15 protein-coding genes are annotated in these 15,940 nt (G+C 68.6%); 11 read left to right on the top strand and 4 right to left on the bottom strand.

Annotation, left to right across the window (positions count from 1 at the left end; genetic code table 11):
* Positions 1–41: 41 nt before the first annotated feature.
* Positions 42–875 carry a universal stress protein gene (locus AC52GN_RS10800; RefSeq protein WP_496527040.1) on the top strand — a complete coding sequence of 278 codons (834 nt, stop codon included), beginning with the start codon at positions 42–44 and terminating at the stop codon, positions 873–875.
* 131 nt (positions 876–1,006) lie between these two features.
* On the opposite strand, the gene AC52GN_RS10795 is transcribed toward AC52GN_RS10800, so the two are convergent.
* Entirely contained in the window at positions 1,007–2,437 is a 1,431-nt protein-coding gene (locus AC52GN_RS10795; RefSeq protein ID WP_496527039.1) for a helix-turn-helix domain-containing protein, read from the bottom strand.
* Between the two features lie 155 nt (positions 2,438–2,592).
* On the opposite strand from AC52GN_RS10795, the gene aceA reads away from it, so the two are divergent.
* A complete protein-coding gene (gene aceA / locus AC52GN_RS10790) occupies positions 2,593–3,870 on the top strand; it encodes an isocitrate lyase (protein WP_496527038.1) in 1,278 nt (425 codons plus the stop codon).
* A gap of 17 nt (positions 3,871–3,887) precedes the next feature.
* On the top strand, positions 3,888–4,097 hold the full coding sequence (locus AC52GN_RS10785; RefSeq protein ID WP_291776671.1) for a hypothetical protein: 210 nt from the start codon (positions 3,888–3,890) through the stop codon (positions 4,095–4,097).
* Between the two features lie 27 nt (positions 4,098–4,124).
* On the opposite strand, the gene AC52GN_RS10780 is transcribed toward AC52GN_RS10785, so the two are convergent.
* Entirely contained in the window at positions 4,125–4,568 is a 444-nt protein-coding gene (locus AC52GN_RS10780; protein ID WP_496527037.1) for a response regulator, read from the bottom strand.
* Entirely contained in the window at positions 4,469–6,451 is a 1,983-nt protein-coding gene (locus AC52GN_RS10775) for a sensor histidine kinase (protein ID WP_496527036.1), read from the bottom strand. Before AC52GN_RS10775 ends, AC52GN_RS10780 begins: the two co-directional genes overlap by 100 nt.
* A 149-nt stretch (positions 6,452–6,600) precedes the next feature.
* Between AC52GN_RS10775 and AC52GN_RS10770 the strand changes: the two genes are divergently transcribed.
* The 7 genes from AC52GN_RS10770 (at position 6,601) to AC52GN_RS10740 (ending at position 14,242) form a co-directional block, all read left to right on the top strand.
* Positions 6,601–7,998 (top strand): sensor histidine kinase, encoded by a 1,398-nt coding sequence (locus AC52GN_RS10770; protein WP_291776666.1) that lies wholly within the window; start codon positions 6,601–6,603, stop codon positions 7,996–7,998.
* 163 nt (positions 7,999–8,161) lie between these two features.
* Positions 8,162–9,592 carry a phosphate ABC transporter permease subunit PstC gene (gene pstC / locus AC52GN_RS10765; RefSeq protein ID WP_346487353.1) on the top strand — a complete coding sequence of 477 codons (1,431 nt, stop codon included), beginning with the start codon at positions 8,162–8,164 and terminating at the stop codon, positions 9,590–9,592.
* The gene (pstA, locus tag AC52GN_RS10760) at positions 9,585–10,880 is read left to right on the top strand and encodes a phosphate ABC transporter permease PstA (protein WP_496527035.1); all 1,296 of its coding nucleotides are present in this window, start codon (positions 9,585–9,587) and stop codon (positions 10,878–10,880) included. Before pstC ends, pstA begins: the two co-directional genes overlap by 8 nt.
* Before the next feature lie 5 nt (positions 10,881–10,885).
* Complete coding sequence (gene pstB / locus AC52GN_RS10755; RefSeq protein WP_291776659.1) at positions 10,886–11,755, top strand: phosphate ABC transporter ATP-binding protein PstB; 870 nt, start codon at positions 10,886–10,888, stop codon at positions 11,753–11,755.
* A gap of 10 nt (positions 11,756–11,765) precedes the next feature.
* Complete coding sequence (gene phoU, locus AC52GN_RS10750) at positions 11,766–12,512, top strand: phosphate signaling complex protein PhoU (RefSeq protein WP_003168860.1); 747 nt, start codon at positions 11,766–11,768, stop codon at positions 12,510–12,512.
* Positions 12,513–12,557: 45 nt separating this feature from the next.
* Positions 12,558–13,247 carry a phosphate regulon transcriptional regulator PhoB gene (gene phoB, locus AC52GN_RS10745; protein WP_291776656.1) on the top strand — a complete coding sequence of 230 codons (690 nt, stop codon included), beginning with the start codon at positions 12,558–12,560 and terminating at the stop codon, positions 13,245–13,247.
* A 275-nt stretch (positions 13,248–13,522) separates the two neighbouring features.
* The gene (locus AC52GN_RS10740) at positions 13,523–14,242 is read left to right on the top strand and encodes a CPBP family intramembrane glutamic endopeptidase, BDIM_20840 family (protein ID WP_496527034.1); all 720 of its coding nucleotides are present in this window, start codon (positions 13,523–13,525) and stop codon (positions 14,240–14,242) included.
* Positions 14,243–14,246: 4 nt separating this feature from the next.
* Here the strand turns inward: AC52GN_RS10740 and AC52GN_RS10735 are convergent, their stop codons facing one another.
* Positions 14,247–15,179, bottom strand: coding sequence for an Hsp33 family molecular chaperone (locus tag AC52GN_RS10735; RefSeq protein ID WP_496527033.1), 933 nt, complete (start codon positions 15,177–15,179; stop codon positions 14,247–14,249).
* A gap of 200 nt (positions 15,180–15,379) precedes the next feature.
* Between AC52GN_RS10735 and AC52GN_RS10730 the strand changes: the two genes are divergently transcribed.
* Entirely contained in the window at positions 15,380–15,910 is a 531-nt protein-coding gene (locus AC52GN_RS10730; protein ID WP_496527032.1) for a hypothetical protein, read from the top strand.
* Positions 15,911–15,940: the final 30 nt, after the last annotated feature.

The raw sequence follows: 15,940 nt of genomic DNA, 5'->3' as shown, positions 1-15,940 counted from the left end.
TTGTGCGTTGATGGCGCATAGTCTCAAGCAGGAGGCGCGCCATGCCCTGGACCAGTCTGATCGTCTATGTCGATGACGAAGTCGACAACCCCGCCCGCCTGACCGAGGCTTGCGCCCTGGCGAAGGCGCACGGGGCGCGGCTGATCGGAGTGTCGGGCTGCGCGCCCGAGACGCCGATGGCCGACGCCTATGGGGCGGGCATACTGCTGGGCGAGGTGATCGCGGCCCAGCAGGCGCGCAACGAAGCCATGCTGAAGACCGCCAGGCAACGGTTCGCCGCCGCCGTCGATACGGCGCAGGTGGCGGGCGAGTGGCGCGGGGACATCGGCGATCCGACGGGGCTGACCTTGCGGCATATGAGGGCGGCGGACGCGGCCCTGGTCGGGCGTGACGCAGGCGGGGCCAGCGCCTGGCGGGCGCCGCACCCGGCGGATCTGGCCATGCGCTCGGGGCGGCCGGTGGTGTTGCTGCCGCCCGATCCGATCCGTTCGATGGTTGATGCGCCGGCGCTGCTGGCCTGGACCGATACGCGTGAGAGCCGCCTGGCGGCGCAGGCGGCCCTGCCTCTGCTGAAGCGCGCCTCTGGCGTCCGCGTGGTCGAGATGTGCCATCCTGAAGACACGGACGGGGCCGGGCTGCGGACGCAGGACGTCGTGCGCTGGCTGGCGGGGCACGGCGTGGCGGCCGAACCGGACGTGCGCGCCCATGATGACCGTATGCATGGCCTGCGCCTCATCGACTGCGCCGAGGAGATGCAGGCGGGGCTGATCGTGGCCGGCGCCTGGGGCCACGCGCGGATGCGACAGTGGATTTTCGGCGGCGTGACGCAGACCCTGCTGACCGAGACGCCCGTGGCCGTGATGCTGGCTCATTAATTCTCTTCTCCCCTTGCGGGAGAAGGTGGCCGAGCGAAGCGAGGTCGGATGAGGGGCTCTCAGCCGACAGCGCAACCCCTCATCCGTCGGCCTGCGGCCGCCACCTTCTCCCATAAGGGGAGAAGGAAGAGCTACGCGAACGGATAGGGGCTGACGGACTTGGACCAGTCGTCGACCGTCAGCGCTCGCCCGACCGGCGGAGCGGCGCGTTCGGCGCAGGGGTGGCGCTCGCACAATCGGCAGGCCGGGCCGATCGGCGTGACCTCCGGCTTCTGAAGGTCCAGGCCGCGCGCGTAGATCAGGCGGTGGGCGTGGCGCAGTTCGCAGCCCAGGCCGATGGCCAGGTCGTGCCCCTCGGTGAAGGCGTCCTGACCCTGGCGATCGACGGTGCGGGCCAGGGTGAACCAGCGGCCGCCATCGGGAGTCTCGATGATCTGGGTGACGATACGGCCCGGCGTGCGGAAGGCCGAGTGCAGCCGCCAGCGCGGACAGGCGCCGCCGAAGCGCGAGAAGGGGAAGGCGCCCGAGGCGTATCGCTTGGATACATTGCCCGCCTGGTCCACCCGCATCAGGAAGAAGGACACGCCCCGCGCCGTCGGCCGCGACAGGGTGGTCAGCCGGTGCGCGACCTGTTCGAAGCCGACGCCGAAGCGAGCCTGAAGCCGGGCCAGGTCATAGCCGGTCTCCTCCGCCGTGCGCTGGAAGGCGGCGTAGGGCATCAGCACGGCGGCGGCCAGGGTGTTGGTCAGGGACGCCTTCAGCAGATTGCGCGTGGGGGCGTCGGGCGCGTTCGCCGCCTCGGTCAGGGCCTGAAGCTCCGACCCATGCTCCATCAGAACCAGCTGGTTGGCGACGGCGAAGGCGCGCGACGACGGCCCCAGCGCATCGGACAATAGCAGTCGCCCCCGGTGCGGGTCGAAGCGACGGGTCCACTCGACCATGACCTCGGCGGGCAGGGTGCGGACCGTCAGGCCGTGGCGGGCGAACAGGCGCGCGCGGGCCAGGGCCTCGAAGCCTTCGTCGGGGGCGGGGGCTTCGGCGCGCAGGGCGTCATGCAGGGCCTCGGCGAGCGCATCGAGGTCGGGGAAGTGGTTGTGGCGCGCCTGGACGTATTCGCGCACCCACTCCGACGGGCTGTCGGTCGGGGCCGCGCCGCCGCCCGCCTCGACCTCGGCGCGGTCACGCACGCGGCGGTCGGTGAAGGCGCGATAGAGGCGCAGCACGGCGTCGGCGGCGGCGGGCTGATCCTCGGTCAGTTGCATGATTTCATGGCGCGGCACAGTCAGGCCCTGGAACAGGGGATCGGCGAAGACCTCGGACAGTTCGGCCTCTGACGCCGGGCCGCCGGACTGGCCGAGGTTGCGAAGGTCGACGTCATAGGTCTCGGCCAGGCGCAACAGGAGCTGGGCCGAGACGGGGCGCTGGTTGCGCTCGATATGGTTCAGATAGGAGGGCGAGACGCCCAGGTCCGCCGCCATCGCCGTCTGCGACAGGTCGAGGTCGCGCCGCAGCCGCTTGAGGCGGCCGCCCAGGAACAGCTTGCGATCAGCGGCGGCGTTCATGGCGCGATCATGTCACATCATGACTTCATGGCAAGTGTCATGATGTGACTGTTTGACTTAAATGATATGGCTATGGATGTGTCAATCGTGACGATGGCGTGTTCAGGTTTTCGGGACAGCGGCTGCGGCCGCGCCTTATCGAGACCGAGACGAACATGACGACCTTCGCCGATCTGGTTCCTTCGCCCGCAGGCCGTTTCGACGGCATCGAGCGCCCTTACTCGCCTGAAGACGTCCTGCGTCTGCGCGGGTCGGTGCCGGTTACACACACGCTGGCCGAGCGCGGCGCCAACCGCCTGTGGGAACTGCTGCATTCAGAGCCCTACATCAACGCCCTGGGCGCCGTGACCGGCAATCAGGCGATGCAGATGGTCCGCGCGGGTCTGAAAGCCATCTATCTGTCGGGCTGGCAGGTCGCGGCCGACGCCAATACGGCCGGGGCCATGTACCCGGACCAGTCGCTGTATCCGGCCAACGCCGCGCCGGAACTGTGCCGCCGCATAAACCGCACTCTGCAGCGCGCCGACCAGATCGAGCACGCCGAGGGCGGCGCCAAGCGCGACTGGTTCGCTCCCATCGTCGCCGATGCCGAGGCCGGTTTCGGCGGGCCGCTGAACAGCTTCGAGATCATGAAGGCTTTCATCGAGGCGGGCGCCGCGGGCGTCCACTTCGAGGACCAGCTGGCTTCGGAGAAGAAATGCGGCCACCTGGGCGGCAAGGTGCTGATTCCGACCCAGGCGCATGAGCGCAACCTGATTGCGGCGCGTCTGGCCGCCGACGTTTGCGGCACGCCGACCCTGACCGTGGCGCGCACCGATGCGGAATCGGCCCAGCTGATCACCTCGGACATCGACGAGCGGGACCACCCCTTCATCGACCGCGAGAACCGCACGCCGGAGGGCTTCTATCGCCTGAAGGCGGGCACGGGTCTGGACCACTGCATCGCGCGGGGCCTGTCCTACGCCAAATACGCCGACCTGCTGTGGTGGGAGACGTCGCACCCCGATCTGGACGATGCCAAGAAGTTCGCCGAGGCCGTTCAGAAAGAGCACCCGGGCAAGCTGATGGCCTACAACTGCTCGCCCTCGTTCAACTGGGAAGCCAAGCTGGACAAGGACACCATCGCCAAGTTCCAGCGCGAGCTGGGGGCCATGGGCTACAAGTTCCAGTTCGTGACCCTGGCGGGCTTCCACAGCCTGAACAACGGCATGTTCGAGCTGGCCTCGGGCTATCGCGATCGCGGCATGGCGGCCTATTCGGAGCTGCAACAGCGCGAGTTCGCCAATGAGGCGGCCGGCTACACCGCCACGCGCCACCAGCGCGAAGTCGGCACTGGCTATTTCGACGATGTCGCCACGGTCATCTCTTCGGGCCAGTCCTCGACCACGGCCCTGAAGGACTCGACCGAAACCGCCCAGTTCAACGCAGCCTGATCACAGGAGATGAACTCATGGAGCCTTTGACCCGACCGCAGGCCATCATCGACTTCTGTCTGGCCCCGCTGGGGCTCGACGGATCGGGCGAGGCCGAACGCGAGACCCGCCGTCGTCTGGAGCATGTCATCAAGACCTTCCAGACTAAGGCCGCCCGGCCGGTGAGCGTGGACTTCTCGTCCATGCCCAGCCAGGTCATCAATGAAGCGGCGCACGGCTACGAATAGGCGGCGCGCCTTCACAAGGACGAAATCTCAGGCCGCGGCTTCCGCGGCCTGAGGCGTTTGCGCAGTCAGGTCGGCGACCATGGCCAGAAGATCCTCGACGCTGAAGGGCTTGGCCATGTGGCGGTCGGCGCCGGCGGCCAGAGCCTCGTCCAGATGCTGGGTCAGGGCGTTGGCGGTCAGCATGACGATGGGAACGCGCGGCAGGCCCAGGACCGCTTCGTGCAGACGGATTTCACGCACGGCGGTCAGGCCGTCCATGACCGGCATCTGCATATCCATCAACACCAGGTCGAAGGTCTGGGCGCGGTAGGTCTCGACCGCCTGGGCGCCGTTCTCGACCGACATGAGATCGAAGGCGGCCCCGTCCAGGATCAGCTCGACCACGCGGCGGTTGGTCGGGTGATCGTCGGCGGCCAGGATACGCAGACGGCGCGGCGCAGCCTCGGCATCGGCCTCGACCGGAGCGGCCACGGCCGGGCGGGTGGGGCGAAGGGGGTGGCCGGCGCCTGGGCCGGTCTGAGCGGCAGGCTGAGGATGAAGGCGGCGCCCGCGCCGGGCTCGCTTTCGCAACCCAGGTCGCCGCCCATCATGGCCGCCAGTTCGCGGCAGATCGCCAGGCCCAGGCCCGAGCCGCCGTAGTGGCGCGTGATATCGCCGTCGGCCTGTTCGAAGCGGTTGAACAGCCGGGCCTGCGTCTGGGCGTCGAAGCCGATGCCGGTGTCCTGGACGACGAAGCGCAGGGTCTGGGGCGCTTCGGCCGGGACCGCGTCGACGGTCAGGCTGACGAAGCCCGAGGCGGTGAACTTCACCGCATTGGAGACCAGGTTGGTCAGCACCTGTTTCAGGCGGACGACGTCGCCCTGAATCCAGACCTGAGCCTCGGGAGCGACCTCGACCAGGAACTGCAGCCCCTTGTCCCGCGCGGCGGCGGCGTAGAGCAGGGCGGCTTCTTCCACCGTGCGCGCCAGGTCCAGAGGCTCGTCGTTCAGCTCCAGCCGCCCGGACTCGACGCGCGCCAGATCCAGGATGTCGCTGAGCAGGGTCTGGAGGGTGCGGCTGGAGGAGTGGATCAACTCCAGCATGTCCTGCTGCTGCGGAGACAGTTCGGTGCGGGCCAGGGCCTGGGCCACCCCGATGACGCCGTTGAGCGGAGTGCGGATCTCGTGGCTCATATTGGCCAGGAAGCGGCTCTTGGCGCGGTTGGCGGCGTTGGCGGCGTCGCGCGCCTCGGCCAAGGCGTCGGCATTGCGTTTCAGGTCGCTGATGTCCGAACAGACGGTGACGGCGCCGCCGCCGACGGTGGGGCGGTCCTGGACGCGCAGCCAGCGGCCGGCCACCTGTAGTTCTCGCGGTTCTATGGGCGTGCGATGGCTGGCCAGTCGCTGCGTGATCCACGCTTCTTCGCGACCGACGGCGTCCTGATAGACGCCAGCCTTCAGGCCGACCTGCAGGATTTCGCGGAAGGTGACGCCAGGGCGCAGCACCGGGGCGAGGTGGGGGTGAATTTCGCCGTACTGCCTGTTCCACAGGATCAGGCGGTCATCGGCGTCATAGACGCCGACGCCGTCGGGCATGGCCTGGACCGCTTCCAGCAACTGACCCAGGACGCTGCGACGCGACCACCAGATCATGCCGGTGAAGAAGGCGCCCACGCTCAGGGTCAGGGCCACGCCCAGGGCGACCCACAGCGTGACGGCGGCGACGCCGGCGCCCTGGGCTAGGAGCACGCCCGGCGCGGGAGTCAGGCTGACGGCGGTCATGGCGATGAAGTGAAGCCAGGCGACGGCGCCGGCCGACAGGGCCGTGGCGACGACCAGGCTCAGCCGCTTGTTCATCTCCGGCAGCAGGGCGACCGCACCGAACAGGACGAAGGCGCCCGTCACGGCCATGGCGACGCGTGGCGCGTTCCAGGTCAGGAACGCCCCGGACAGGCGCATGGCGTCCATGCCGACGAAGTGCATGGCCGCGACACCGGCCGTCACCACGGCGGCGGCGGCCAATCCCGAGCGGCGGCGCCAGCGGCCTTCGGTCGCCCCGGCCAGGTGCAACTGCATGGCGACCCAGAAGGCGGCCGTGACGATCACCAGCGACAGGAAGGTCTGCAGCGGGTCGTAGCGGATATCCGTTCCGGCGTCGTAGGCCAGCATGGCGATGAAGTGGGTGATCCAGACGCCCAGTCCGCCCACCAGCGGCGCCGACAGGGTGTAGGTCCGGCGCGCTCGCGGCGACAGGTGGCGCGCGCGTTCGGACAGAAGCAGGGCGATGCCGATGCTGAAGACGCAGGCCAGCAGGGCGAAGGAGGCGATCCGCCAATCGTGGCGTTCGACCAGGCAGCTCAGGACGCCCCCCATCATGATGCTCCGCCCGCCTCCTGAATTGTTCCGCCGTAAATCCGTGAAGAAACCAAGCTACACATCCCCTGGCGTCGAACCGGCCGACTCAGCGGGCTGTCGACGGACCAGACTAGGTCGCGCTGCTGAACAATGAGATAACGCCGGTCGAAATGCCTTACGATCACTCTCCGTCTCCCGTCGCTCCCACCGCTTCGTCCCGGCTGTGGACGGCCGGCGCCAGCGGCGGCGTGGCCATCCTGGTGATGGCCGTCCTGGCGGTGATGAAGCCGGAGCTGGCCGGGTGGCTGGCGGCCGGGGCGGTTGCGGTCGCGCTGGCGACCTGGCTGGTGAACCGAAATCCGCCCGCGGCCGCCGATGAGACGGAGTTCGATCAGGGGGCGGTCGATCTGGGGCCTGACGCCGCCCTGCTGGGCGATGTGTTCGAGGCGCTGGACGATCCGCTGCTGATCGTCAGCGGCGGGGAGGCGGACGACATCGCCGGGCGCCGCATCGCCCTGGCCAATGCGGCGGCGCGCGATCTGTTCAAGCTGAACGGGGCGGGCGGGGGGCTGCTGGTCTCGGTGCTGCGTGAGCCGCGCGTGCTGGAGGCGGTGGACGAAGCCCTGTTCGGCGCCGTCGGGACCGAGGTCGACTATGTCGGGGGCGGCGTTCAGGAGCGGCATTGGCGGGCCTTCGTCCGGCCCTTGCCCGCGCGGGAGAATTCGAACTGGGGCGGCGGGGCGCTGGCCCTGCTGGCCCTGCGCGACGAGACGGACGTGCGTCGCATGGAGAAGATGCGGGTCGACTTCCTGGCCAACGCCAGCCACGAGCTGCGCACGCCGCTGGCCTCCCTGTCGGGCTTCATCGAGACGCTGAAGGGGCACGCCAAGGACGATCCCAAGGCGCGCGACAAATTCCTCGACATCATGGCGGTTCAGGCGGATCGAATGCGGCGTCTGGTGGCCGATCTGCTGTCGCTGAGCCGGATCGAGCTGAATGAACACATCGCGCCCCTGGGTCGGGTCAATCTGGCGCGGGCGACGGCGGATGTGGTCGATGCGGTCAGCGTCATCTCGCGCGAGCGGCAGGTGACGATCCATGCTGAGCTGCCGCACGGCGGCGCGGCTGTGACGGGCGACCGGGACGAGATCGCCCAGGTGGTGCAGAACCTGATCGACAACGCGCTGAAATACTCCAGCGCGGGCGGGACCATCGAGGTCGGCATCGAGATCGACCGCACGCTGGACGAGGCCATGGCGGCGCGGATGGCCGAGGGCAACCGTCTGTCCCTGGCCACGCCGGATCGCGAGACGGGCCAGCGCTACGCCGTCGTCACCGTGCGCGACCACGGACCAGGTATGGCGCGCGAGCACCTGCCGCGCCTGACCGAGCGCTTCTATCGCGTCGAGGGCCAGAAGAGCGGCGAGCGTCAGGGCACGGGCCTGGGGCTCGCCATCGTCCGTCACATCATCATCCGTCACCGGGGCGGCCTGTCGGTGGACAGCGCGCCGGGTTGCGGGGCGATCTTCGCGGCCTGCTTTCCCCTGGCCCCGGCGTCGGACGCCTGAACTCCGGGTTCTGAACGATCGTCATGGGGCTGCGACATTGCGGACGGGCGTCGTAACAGAACTGTCATCCAGCCGTCTTAATCCGCTGACGTATCGCAGGCAGTTTCCCGGCCGGAACGCACCGAGCCTGGCGCGTTGCTGATTCCTGCGCTGATCGGACCGGATGATCTGGATTTTCCTGCTGCTGCTGATCGCCTTCGCCGTCCTGGCCTATGTGGCCGGGCGGGCCTTGGCCGTTCGTCGGAGCCGAGGCGCGAAGTCGCATTCGCGTCCCGGCCAACACGGGCTCTACGCCCTCATCTGGGTCGGAGCGCCGGCCCTGGCCATGCTGATCGCCGCCTCGGTCTTCTCGACTTCGATCGAGCAGCAGATGATGCGGGCGGGGGCGCCTGACAGCGTCGCCCAGCTGGAGCCGTTCCGCCGCGAGGCCTTCTTCGCCGACGCCCGCCTGGTCGGGGCGGGGCAGGAGGCGCGTCAGATCTGGCCCGCCCCCTACGCCGAGGAACTGCCGGCCGAGGGCCGCCGCGCTCACCGCATCGCCTCGACCCTGAACTGGGGCGGGGGCGTCGCCGCCCTGATCGCCGCCGTGCTGGGCGGCCTGTTCGTCTTCACCCGCATCCGTCCCGACCTGCGCGCGCGCAACAAGGTCGAGGGTTGGATCACCGGCGTGCTGTTCGCCTGTTCAGCGGTGGCGGTGCTGACCACGCTCGGCATCATCTTCTCCCTGGTGATCGACTCCTTGCGCTTCTTCAGCATGGTGCCGATCACCGAGTTCCTGTTCGGCACCAAGTGGAGCCCGCAGATCGCCATCCGCGCCGACCAGGTCGGGTCGTCGGGCGCCTTCGGGGCCGTGCCCCTGTTCGCGGGCACCTTCCTGATCATGGCCATCGCCATGGCGGTGGCGGCGCCCATCGGCCTGTTCTCGGCCGTCTATCTGTCGGAGTATTCGGGCAAGAAGACCCGCGCCATGGTCAAGCCGGCGCTGGAGGTCCTGGCCGGGGTGCCGACCGTGGTCTACGGCTTCTTCGCCGCCCTGACGGTGGGGCCGGCGCTGCGCGTCTTCTTCAACGGCATCGGCGACATGCTGATCGGCGGGCCGCTGAACGGCCTGGGGATTTACCTGTCCCTGGTGCAGAATCAGATGGCCCTGGTGGCGGGCGCGGTCATGGGGATCATGCTGATCCCCTTCGTCAGCTCCCTGTCGGACGACATTCTGAACGCCGTGCCGCAATCGCTGCGCGACGGCTCCTACGCCATGGGCGCCACCAAGTCCGAGACGATCAAGAAGGTGCTGCTGCCGGCCGCTCTGCCGGGCGTCGCCGGGGCGCTGCTGCTGGCCGTGTCGCGCGCCATCGGGGAGACCATGATCGTGACCATGGCGGCCGGCCTGGCCGCCAAGCTGACCCTGAACCCGCTGGAGACGGTCACGACCGTCACCGTCCAGATCGTCACTCTGCTGACCGGCGACCAGGAGTTCAACAGCCCCAAGACCCTGGCCGCCTTCGGCCTGGGCCTGACGTTGTTCGTCGTCACCCTGCTGCTCAACATCGTCGCCATGCGCATCGTGCAAGCCTATCGGGAACAGTATGACTGACGCCGCCTCTCCCTCGACCGGCGTCAGCCCGCGCACCCAGCGTCTGAAGGCCCGCCTGCGCGCCCGCTATGCGCGCGAGACCCGCTTCCGCTGGTACGGCCGCGCGGCCATCGGCGTGGCCCTGGCCTTCCTGGTGATCCTGCTCGGCAGCATCATCACCCAGGGCTACACCGCCTTCTACGCCCATACCGTGACCCTGCCGGTCTATATGGACCCGGCGCGGATCGACCGTTCCTATCCGCAGGGCGCCAATTTCGAGCAGATCGTCGCCGAACAGCAAATCCGCCGCCTGGGCGTCCAGGATGATGAGCAGGGGAGCAAGGCCTCGGCCATGAAGGCCCTGCTGTCCTCGGAGCTGAAGTTCCAGGCCGCCAAGATGATCGCGCGCCAGCCCAGCCTGCTGGGCCAGACCGTGCCGGTCGCCGCGCCGCTGTCGGATGACGCCGAGATGTATCTGAAGGGCAAGATCACCCGCGATCAACCCGAGGACCAGCGCCGCGTCTCCGATGCGCAGATGGACTGGCTGGACCGGATGAAGGCCTCGGGCGCGGTGCGGGCCCACTTCAACTCGGCCCTGTTCACCAAGGGCGACTCGACCCAGCCGGAACTGGCGGGCCTGCTGGGCGCCGTGGTCGGTTCGGCCCTGATGCTGATGGTGACGGCCCTGATCGCCATTCCGGTCGGCGTCGGCGCCGCCGTGTGGCTGGAGGAATACTCCCCGCGCAACCGCATCACGGCGATCATCGAGGTCAACATCAACAACCTGGCCGCCGTGCCGTCCATCGTCTACGGCCTTCTGGGCTTGGCGCTGTTCATCAACTTCATGCACCTGCCGCGCGCCAGTCCGCTGGTCGGGGGCCTGGTGCTGGCGCTGATGGCCCTGCCGACCATCATCATCGCCACCCGTTCGTCGTTGAAGGCGGTGCCGCCGTCAATCCGCGAGGCGGCCCTGGCCATGGGCGCCAGCCGCACCCAGACGGTGTTCGGCCACGTCCTGCCGCTGGCCATGCCCGGCGTGATGACCGGCGCCATCATCTCCATGGCTCACGCGCTTGGCGAGACGGCCCCGCTGCTGCTGATCGGCATGATCAGCTTCGTGCCGGGCGTCCCGCACGCGATCGACGAACCCGTCGGCGCCCTGCCGTCGCTGATCTATATCTGGGAGAACGCGTCCGAGCGCGCCTTCCACGAGCGGACGGCGGCCGCCATTCTTGTCCTTCTCGCCTTCATGATCGTCATGAACGCCGCCGCAGTCCTGCTGCGCCGTCGCTTCGAACGCCGGTGGTAAATCTTATGAAGTCCCGCATCTTCCGCGCTCCCGAAGGCTCGTCGACCGGCGGCGCCTCCGAGGCCGCCACCCTGTCGACCGCCCCGGCCGTCGGCGCCCACGCCTCGGCGCCGCTGGGTCCGATCAAGATCGCCGCGCGCGACGTCAGCGTCTTCTACGGCGAGAAGCAGGCCCTGTTCGACGTCTCGCTGGAGATTCCGGACAAGACGGTGACGGCGCTGATCGGCCCGTCGGGCTGCGGCAAGTCGACCTTCCTGCGGACGATGAACCGCATGAACGACACCATCCCCGGCACCCGCGTGACGGGCCGGATCGAGATGGACGGCGAGGACATCAACGATCGCAAGATCGACCCGGTGCTGCTGCGCGCCCAGGTCGGCATGGTGTTCCAGAAGCCGAACCCCTTCCCCAAGTCCATCTATGAGAACGTGGCCTATGGGCCCAAGATCCACGGCCTGGCCTCGACCAAGGGCGAGATGGACGAGATCGTCCAGAAGTCGCTGAAGCGCGCCGGTCTGTGGGACGAGGTCGCCGACCGCCTGCACTCGCCGGGCACCGGCCTGTCGGGCGGCCAGCAACAGCGTCTGGTCATCGCCCGCGCCATCGCGGTCGAGCCGGAAGTCATCCTGATGGACGAGCCCTGCTCGGCGCTGGACCCGATCGCCACGGCCAAGATCGAAGAACTGATCGACGAACTGCGCGAGCGCTACTGCATCGTCATCGTCACCCACTCGATGGCCCAGGCGGCCCGCGTGTCGCAGCGCACGGCCTTCTTCCACATGGGCAAGCTGGTCGAGACCGGCGACACCGAAGAGATCTTCACCAATCCGCGCGAACGGCGCACCCTCGACTACATCACCGGCCGCTTCGGCTGAGGACGCGACGATGAACCAGCATACGGTCAAGGCTTACGGCGACGAACTGAACCAGTTGACGGCCGAGGTGGTCCGCATGGGCGGCCTGGCCGAGGCCCAGGTGGCGGACGCCATCGAATCCGTCGCCCGCCGCGATGTGGCTCTGGCCAAGGCGGTGGTCGAGCGCGACAACCGCCTGGACGCCCTGCATCGCGACATCGAGAAAAAGGCGATCCGCCTGATCGCCCTGCGCCAGCCGGTCGCCAGCGACCTGCGCCGGACGCTGGGGGCCATGAAGCTGGCCTCGGACCTGGAACGGACCGGCGACCTGGCCAAGAACATCGCCAAGCGGGCGCTGATCCTGGCTGAGGCCGAGCCGATGCAGCCGCTGACCCGCTCGATCGAGCGGATGGGGCGGCTGGTGTCGAACCGCCTGCGCGACGTGCTGGACGCCTATACGGCCTCGGAGATCGAGCGCGCCCTGTCGGTCTGGCAGACCGACGACGAGGTGGACGAGCACTACAACGCCCTGTTCCGCGAACTGCTCACCTATATGATGGGCGACCCGCGCACGATCACGGCCTGCACCCACCTGCTGTTCATGGCCAAGAACCTGGAGCGGATCGGCGACCACGCGACCAATATCGCCGAGACGGTCCATTATGAGATCACCGGCGAGGAAATGCTGGGCGAGCGGCCGAAGGCCGTGCCCGGTCCCGGCGAAGAGCCGACGCCGACCCCCCATCTGTCTGCGTCGCCCGACGCGGCGGACGACTGACACCCCTTACATCGCTGACGACTTCGACGGACCGGAGAGGCTGACGTGCAACCCTATATCCTGGTGATGGAAGACGAGGACGCCCTGGCCACCCTGCTTCAGTATAATCTGGAGAAGGAAGGCTATGACGTGGCCGTCGCCTCTGACGGCGAGGAAGGGATGCTGCAGGTCGACGAGCGCACGCCCGACCTGATCCTGCTGGACTGGATGCTGCCCAAGCTGTCGGGCATCGAGGTCTGCCGCCGCATCCGCGGTCGGGCCGAGACGCGCAATCTGCCGATCATCATGCTGACCGCGCGCGGCGAGGAGACGGACCGCGTGCGCGGCCTGGACACCGGCGCCGACGACTACATGACCAAGCCCTTCTCGATGACGGAGCTGACCGCGCGCATCCGCGCCGTGCTGCGCCGCATCCGCCCGGGTCTAGCCGACGACCGGGTCAACCACGCCGACATCATCATGGACCGCGTCGCCCACCGCGTCAGCCGCGCGGGCAAGGAGGTGCACCTGGGCCCGACCGAGTTCCGCCTGCTGGACCACTTCCTGAAGCATCCAGGCCGGGTGTTCAGCCGTGAGCAGCTTCTGGACGCGGTCTGGGGCTCGGACGTCTATGTCGAGGCCCGCACCGTGGACGTCCACGTCGGCCGCCTGCGCAAGGCGTTGAACGTCGAAGGCACGGTCAACCCGATCCGCACCGTGCGCTCGGCAGGTTATTCGCTGGACCTGAATAACTGAGCCGATGACCCCTGCGGCGTGGGCTACGGCGCTCTACGACGCTCCACGGCGTCCCACTCCCCGCCGTCATCCTCGGGCTTGACCCGAGGACCCAGCCGTCCGCCTGCACGGCGTTGAACGGGTTAGCGCGCCCTCGCCCTGGATCCTCGAGTCAAGCCCGAGGATGACGGCCTGTATGGGGGCGGTGAGCAGGGAAGCTTAACTTTTCTTCATCTGCATCCGCAAACCCCTCCGGCCGCCTCTGAACGACGACGTCGCATCGGGGGAGGGAAGTCATGCCGGACGCCATTATCGCCATGTCGGGCTGGGTCGGGGCGGTCGCGCTGGCGGGCGGGGCGGCCGCCGTCCTGTCGCGCGGCAAGGTGCGCTGGGGCTGGCTGGCGGCGGCTCTGCTGCTGATGGCCGTCTATGACGCCGTGCTGACCCGCGGCTATGGCCACATCCCGCTGGATTTCGGGCCCTCGCGCTGGAACTGGGAGGGCAAGACGCTGGCCGTGCTGCTGTCCCTTGCCGTCGCCAGCCTGCCCATCGTCGGATGGCGGCGCAGCGGGCTGACCCTGCATCAGGACCGGCAGGGGCTGAAGGGGGCGCTGATCCTGTCGGGTCTTCTGGTCCTGCTGTTCCTCGGCCTGGCGATCTGGGCGCCGGGCGAAGGGTTCGACGCCGACAGCCTGACCTTCCAACTGACCATGCCGGGGCTGGACGAGGAGATCTTCTATCGTGGCGTGCTGCTGCTGATGTTGAACGAGGCGTTCGGGCGGCCGGTCCGCGTGCTGGGCGCGCCGATGGGCTGGGGCGCGGTGCTGACCGCGCTGGCGTTCGGCCTGGCCCACGCCCTGGGCTATCAGGACGGCGGCTTCACCTTCGACTGGACGCCGATGGCGACGACGGGGCTGGCGGGCCTGTTGCTGGCGTGGTTGCGCGAAAAGACCGGCAGCGTGCTGCTGCCGGTCCTGTTGCACAACTACGGCAACGCCGTCTTCATGCTGATCTGAGGGATCAGGCCTCGGTCGTCTCCAGCTCGGCCGGGTCGATCTCATAGGCGGTCGAACAGTATTCGCACGTCACGCGGATCTTGCCGTCGTCCTCGACCATCTCGGCGCGCTCCTCGGCCGGGAAGGACTGCAGCACGGTGGCGATGCGGTCCTTCGAGCAGCGGCAGACGGCGGCCAGGGCCTTGGCGCCTTCCAGCCGCACGCCGTCCTCGTGGAACAGGCGATACAGCAGGGTCTCGGCGCTGATGGTCGGGTCGATCAGCTCGTCGTCGCCCAGGGTGGCGAACAGGGCGCGGGTGCGCTCCCACACCTCCTCGGTCGAGCCGCGCGACTCGTCGCCGGCGATGACCTGGATCATCGCCCCGCCCGCGCGCCAGGCGCGGCCCGCGTCGGTTTCGACCTCGCCGACGGCCAGGCGCACCTTGGTCGGCACCTGTTCGGACTGGGAGAAGTAGTGTTCGGCGCACAGCGACAGGCTCTCGCCCTCGATGGGGGTCACGCCCTGGGTGCGCTCGAAGTCGGCGCCGCGATCCACCGTCATGATGAAGACGCCGCCGCCCAGCAGGGTCTTGGCGCCCGGACGGGCGAAGCCTTCCGACGCCTTGGCCACTTCTTCCGGGTCGAAGCGGCAGAAGCCGCGCAGATGGCCGTCCGTGCCGTAGTCGGCGACGACATAGCGCACCGGGCCGTCGCCCTGGGCCTGGACGATCAGGCGGCCGTCGAACTTCAGCGCCGAACCGACGATGGCGGCCAGGACGCAGGCCTCGCCCAGCAGGGCGGCGACCGGCTCGGGATAGGCGTGGGCCGACAGGATCTTGTCGACCGCCTCGCCCAGGCGGACCAGGCGGCCGCGCACCGGCCAGCCTTCGATCTGGAAGGCGGCGGCGAAGTCGTCCGTCGGGGCGTCGATGGGGGCGTCGGGCGCGTGATCGGTCACGGCGTGAAATCCTGAAAACTGTCGGAAGCGGCGCAACATAGGGAGGCGAAGGCCGCTTGGTAAGGGGAGGGCGTGTCGCCCGCGCCACGAGCGAGCGCGGTTCGACAGGCTTGACCGGGACAAGGGAACTCTTTGTGCTGAATCTCGCTCCCTTAGCTGAAAATCCGCTTCCTTCCCTATCCGCTTACAAGAGGTCTGACATGATGGATCGTGAGTTCAGCGTCGTGGACGAGGTCCGCAAGCACCCCGGAATCACGGCGGGCGTCGTGGCCGTCCTGGCGGGCGTGGGTCTGGCGACGATCCTGCTGAACCAGCGCAGCGGCCCGACCCGCTATGAGCGGATCAAGACGCGCATCGACCCGCGCGGCTGGTTCGACGCCGAGGCCTTGCGTCACCGCTTTGACGACATTGCGCGCGGCGTGCGTCATGGGGCGGACGACCTGACCCATCGCGCGGCCGACCTTGGCGACTACGCTCATGAACGGGCCGGACGTTTCGGCGCCGACGCCCGCGATCGGGCCGACCAATGGTATCGCCGGGCCAGGAAGAAATCGCGCCGTCCGATGCGCCGCTACACCAAGCAGGCGCGCCGCTGCGCCGAGGACGCCGGAGACTTCGCTCGCGATCACGCCAAGGAAGGGGGCGCCCTTCTGGCCGTGGCCACCATCGCCGCCGCCATCGGGGCCGCGGCTCTGGAAAGCCGTCGTCGCGCTGGAAACAGCGGCCGCTGAGCCTGTTTCCGGGCTTAACTGGAAAAATCG

The sequence above is a fragment of the Brevundimonas sp. SS2672 genome, assembly GCF_059579685.1.
This window is presented reverse-complemented; position numbering and strand designations above follow the sequence as displayed.

Excerpts from the sequence above, each read along its gene's own strand:
- AC52GN_RS10740 (WP_496527034.1), top strand. The coding sequence starts at position 13,523 with ATGCCGGACGCCATTATCGCCATGTCGGGCTGGGTCGGGGCGGTCGCG.
- AC52GN_RS10730 (WP_496527032.1), top strand. The coding sequence starts at position 15,380 with ATGATGGATCGTGAGTTCAGCGTCGTGGACGAGGTCCGCAAGCACCCC.
- pstC (WP_346487353.1), top strand. The coding sequence starts at position 8,162 with ATGATCTGGATTTTCCTGCTGCTGCTGATCGCCTTCGCCGTCCTGGCC.
- pstB (WP_291776659.1), top strand. The coding sequence starts at position 10,886 with ATGAAGTCCCGCATCTTCCGCGCTCCCGAAGGCTCGTCGACCGGCGGC.
- AC52GN_RS10775 (WP_496527036.1), bottom strand. The coding sequence starts at position 6,451 with ATGATGGGGGGCGTCCTGAGCTGCCTGGTCGAACGCCACGATTGGCGG.
- AC52GN_RS10795 (WP_496527039.1), bottom strand. The coding sequence starts at position 2,437 with ATGAACGCCGCCGCTGATCGCAAGCTGTTCCTGGGCGGCCGCCTCAAG.
- pstA (WP_496527035.1), top strand. The coding sequence starts at position 9,585 with ATGACTGACGCCGCCTCTCCCTCGACCGGCGTCAGCCCGCGCACCCAG.
- AC52GN_RS10785 (WP_291776671.1), top strand. The coding sequence starts at position 3,888 with ATGGAGCCTTTGACCCGACCGCAGGCCATCATCGACTTCTGTCTGGCC.
- phoU (WP_003168860.1), top strand. The coding sequence starts at position 11,766 with ATGAACCAGCATACGGTCAAGGCTTACGGCGACGAACTGAACCAGTTG.
- AC52GN_RS10800 (WP_496527040.1), top strand. The coding sequence starts at position 42 with ATGCCCTGGACCAGTCTGATCGTCTATGTCGATGACGAAGTCGACAAC.
- aceA (WP_496527038.1), top strand. The coding sequence starts at position 2,593 with ATGACGACCTTCGCCGATCTGGTTCCTTCGCCCGCAGGCCGTTTCGAC.
- AC52GN_RS10770 (WP_291776666.1), top strand. The coding sequence starts at position 6,601 with ATGCCTTACGATCACTCTCCGTCTCCCGTCGCTCCCACCGCTTCGTCC.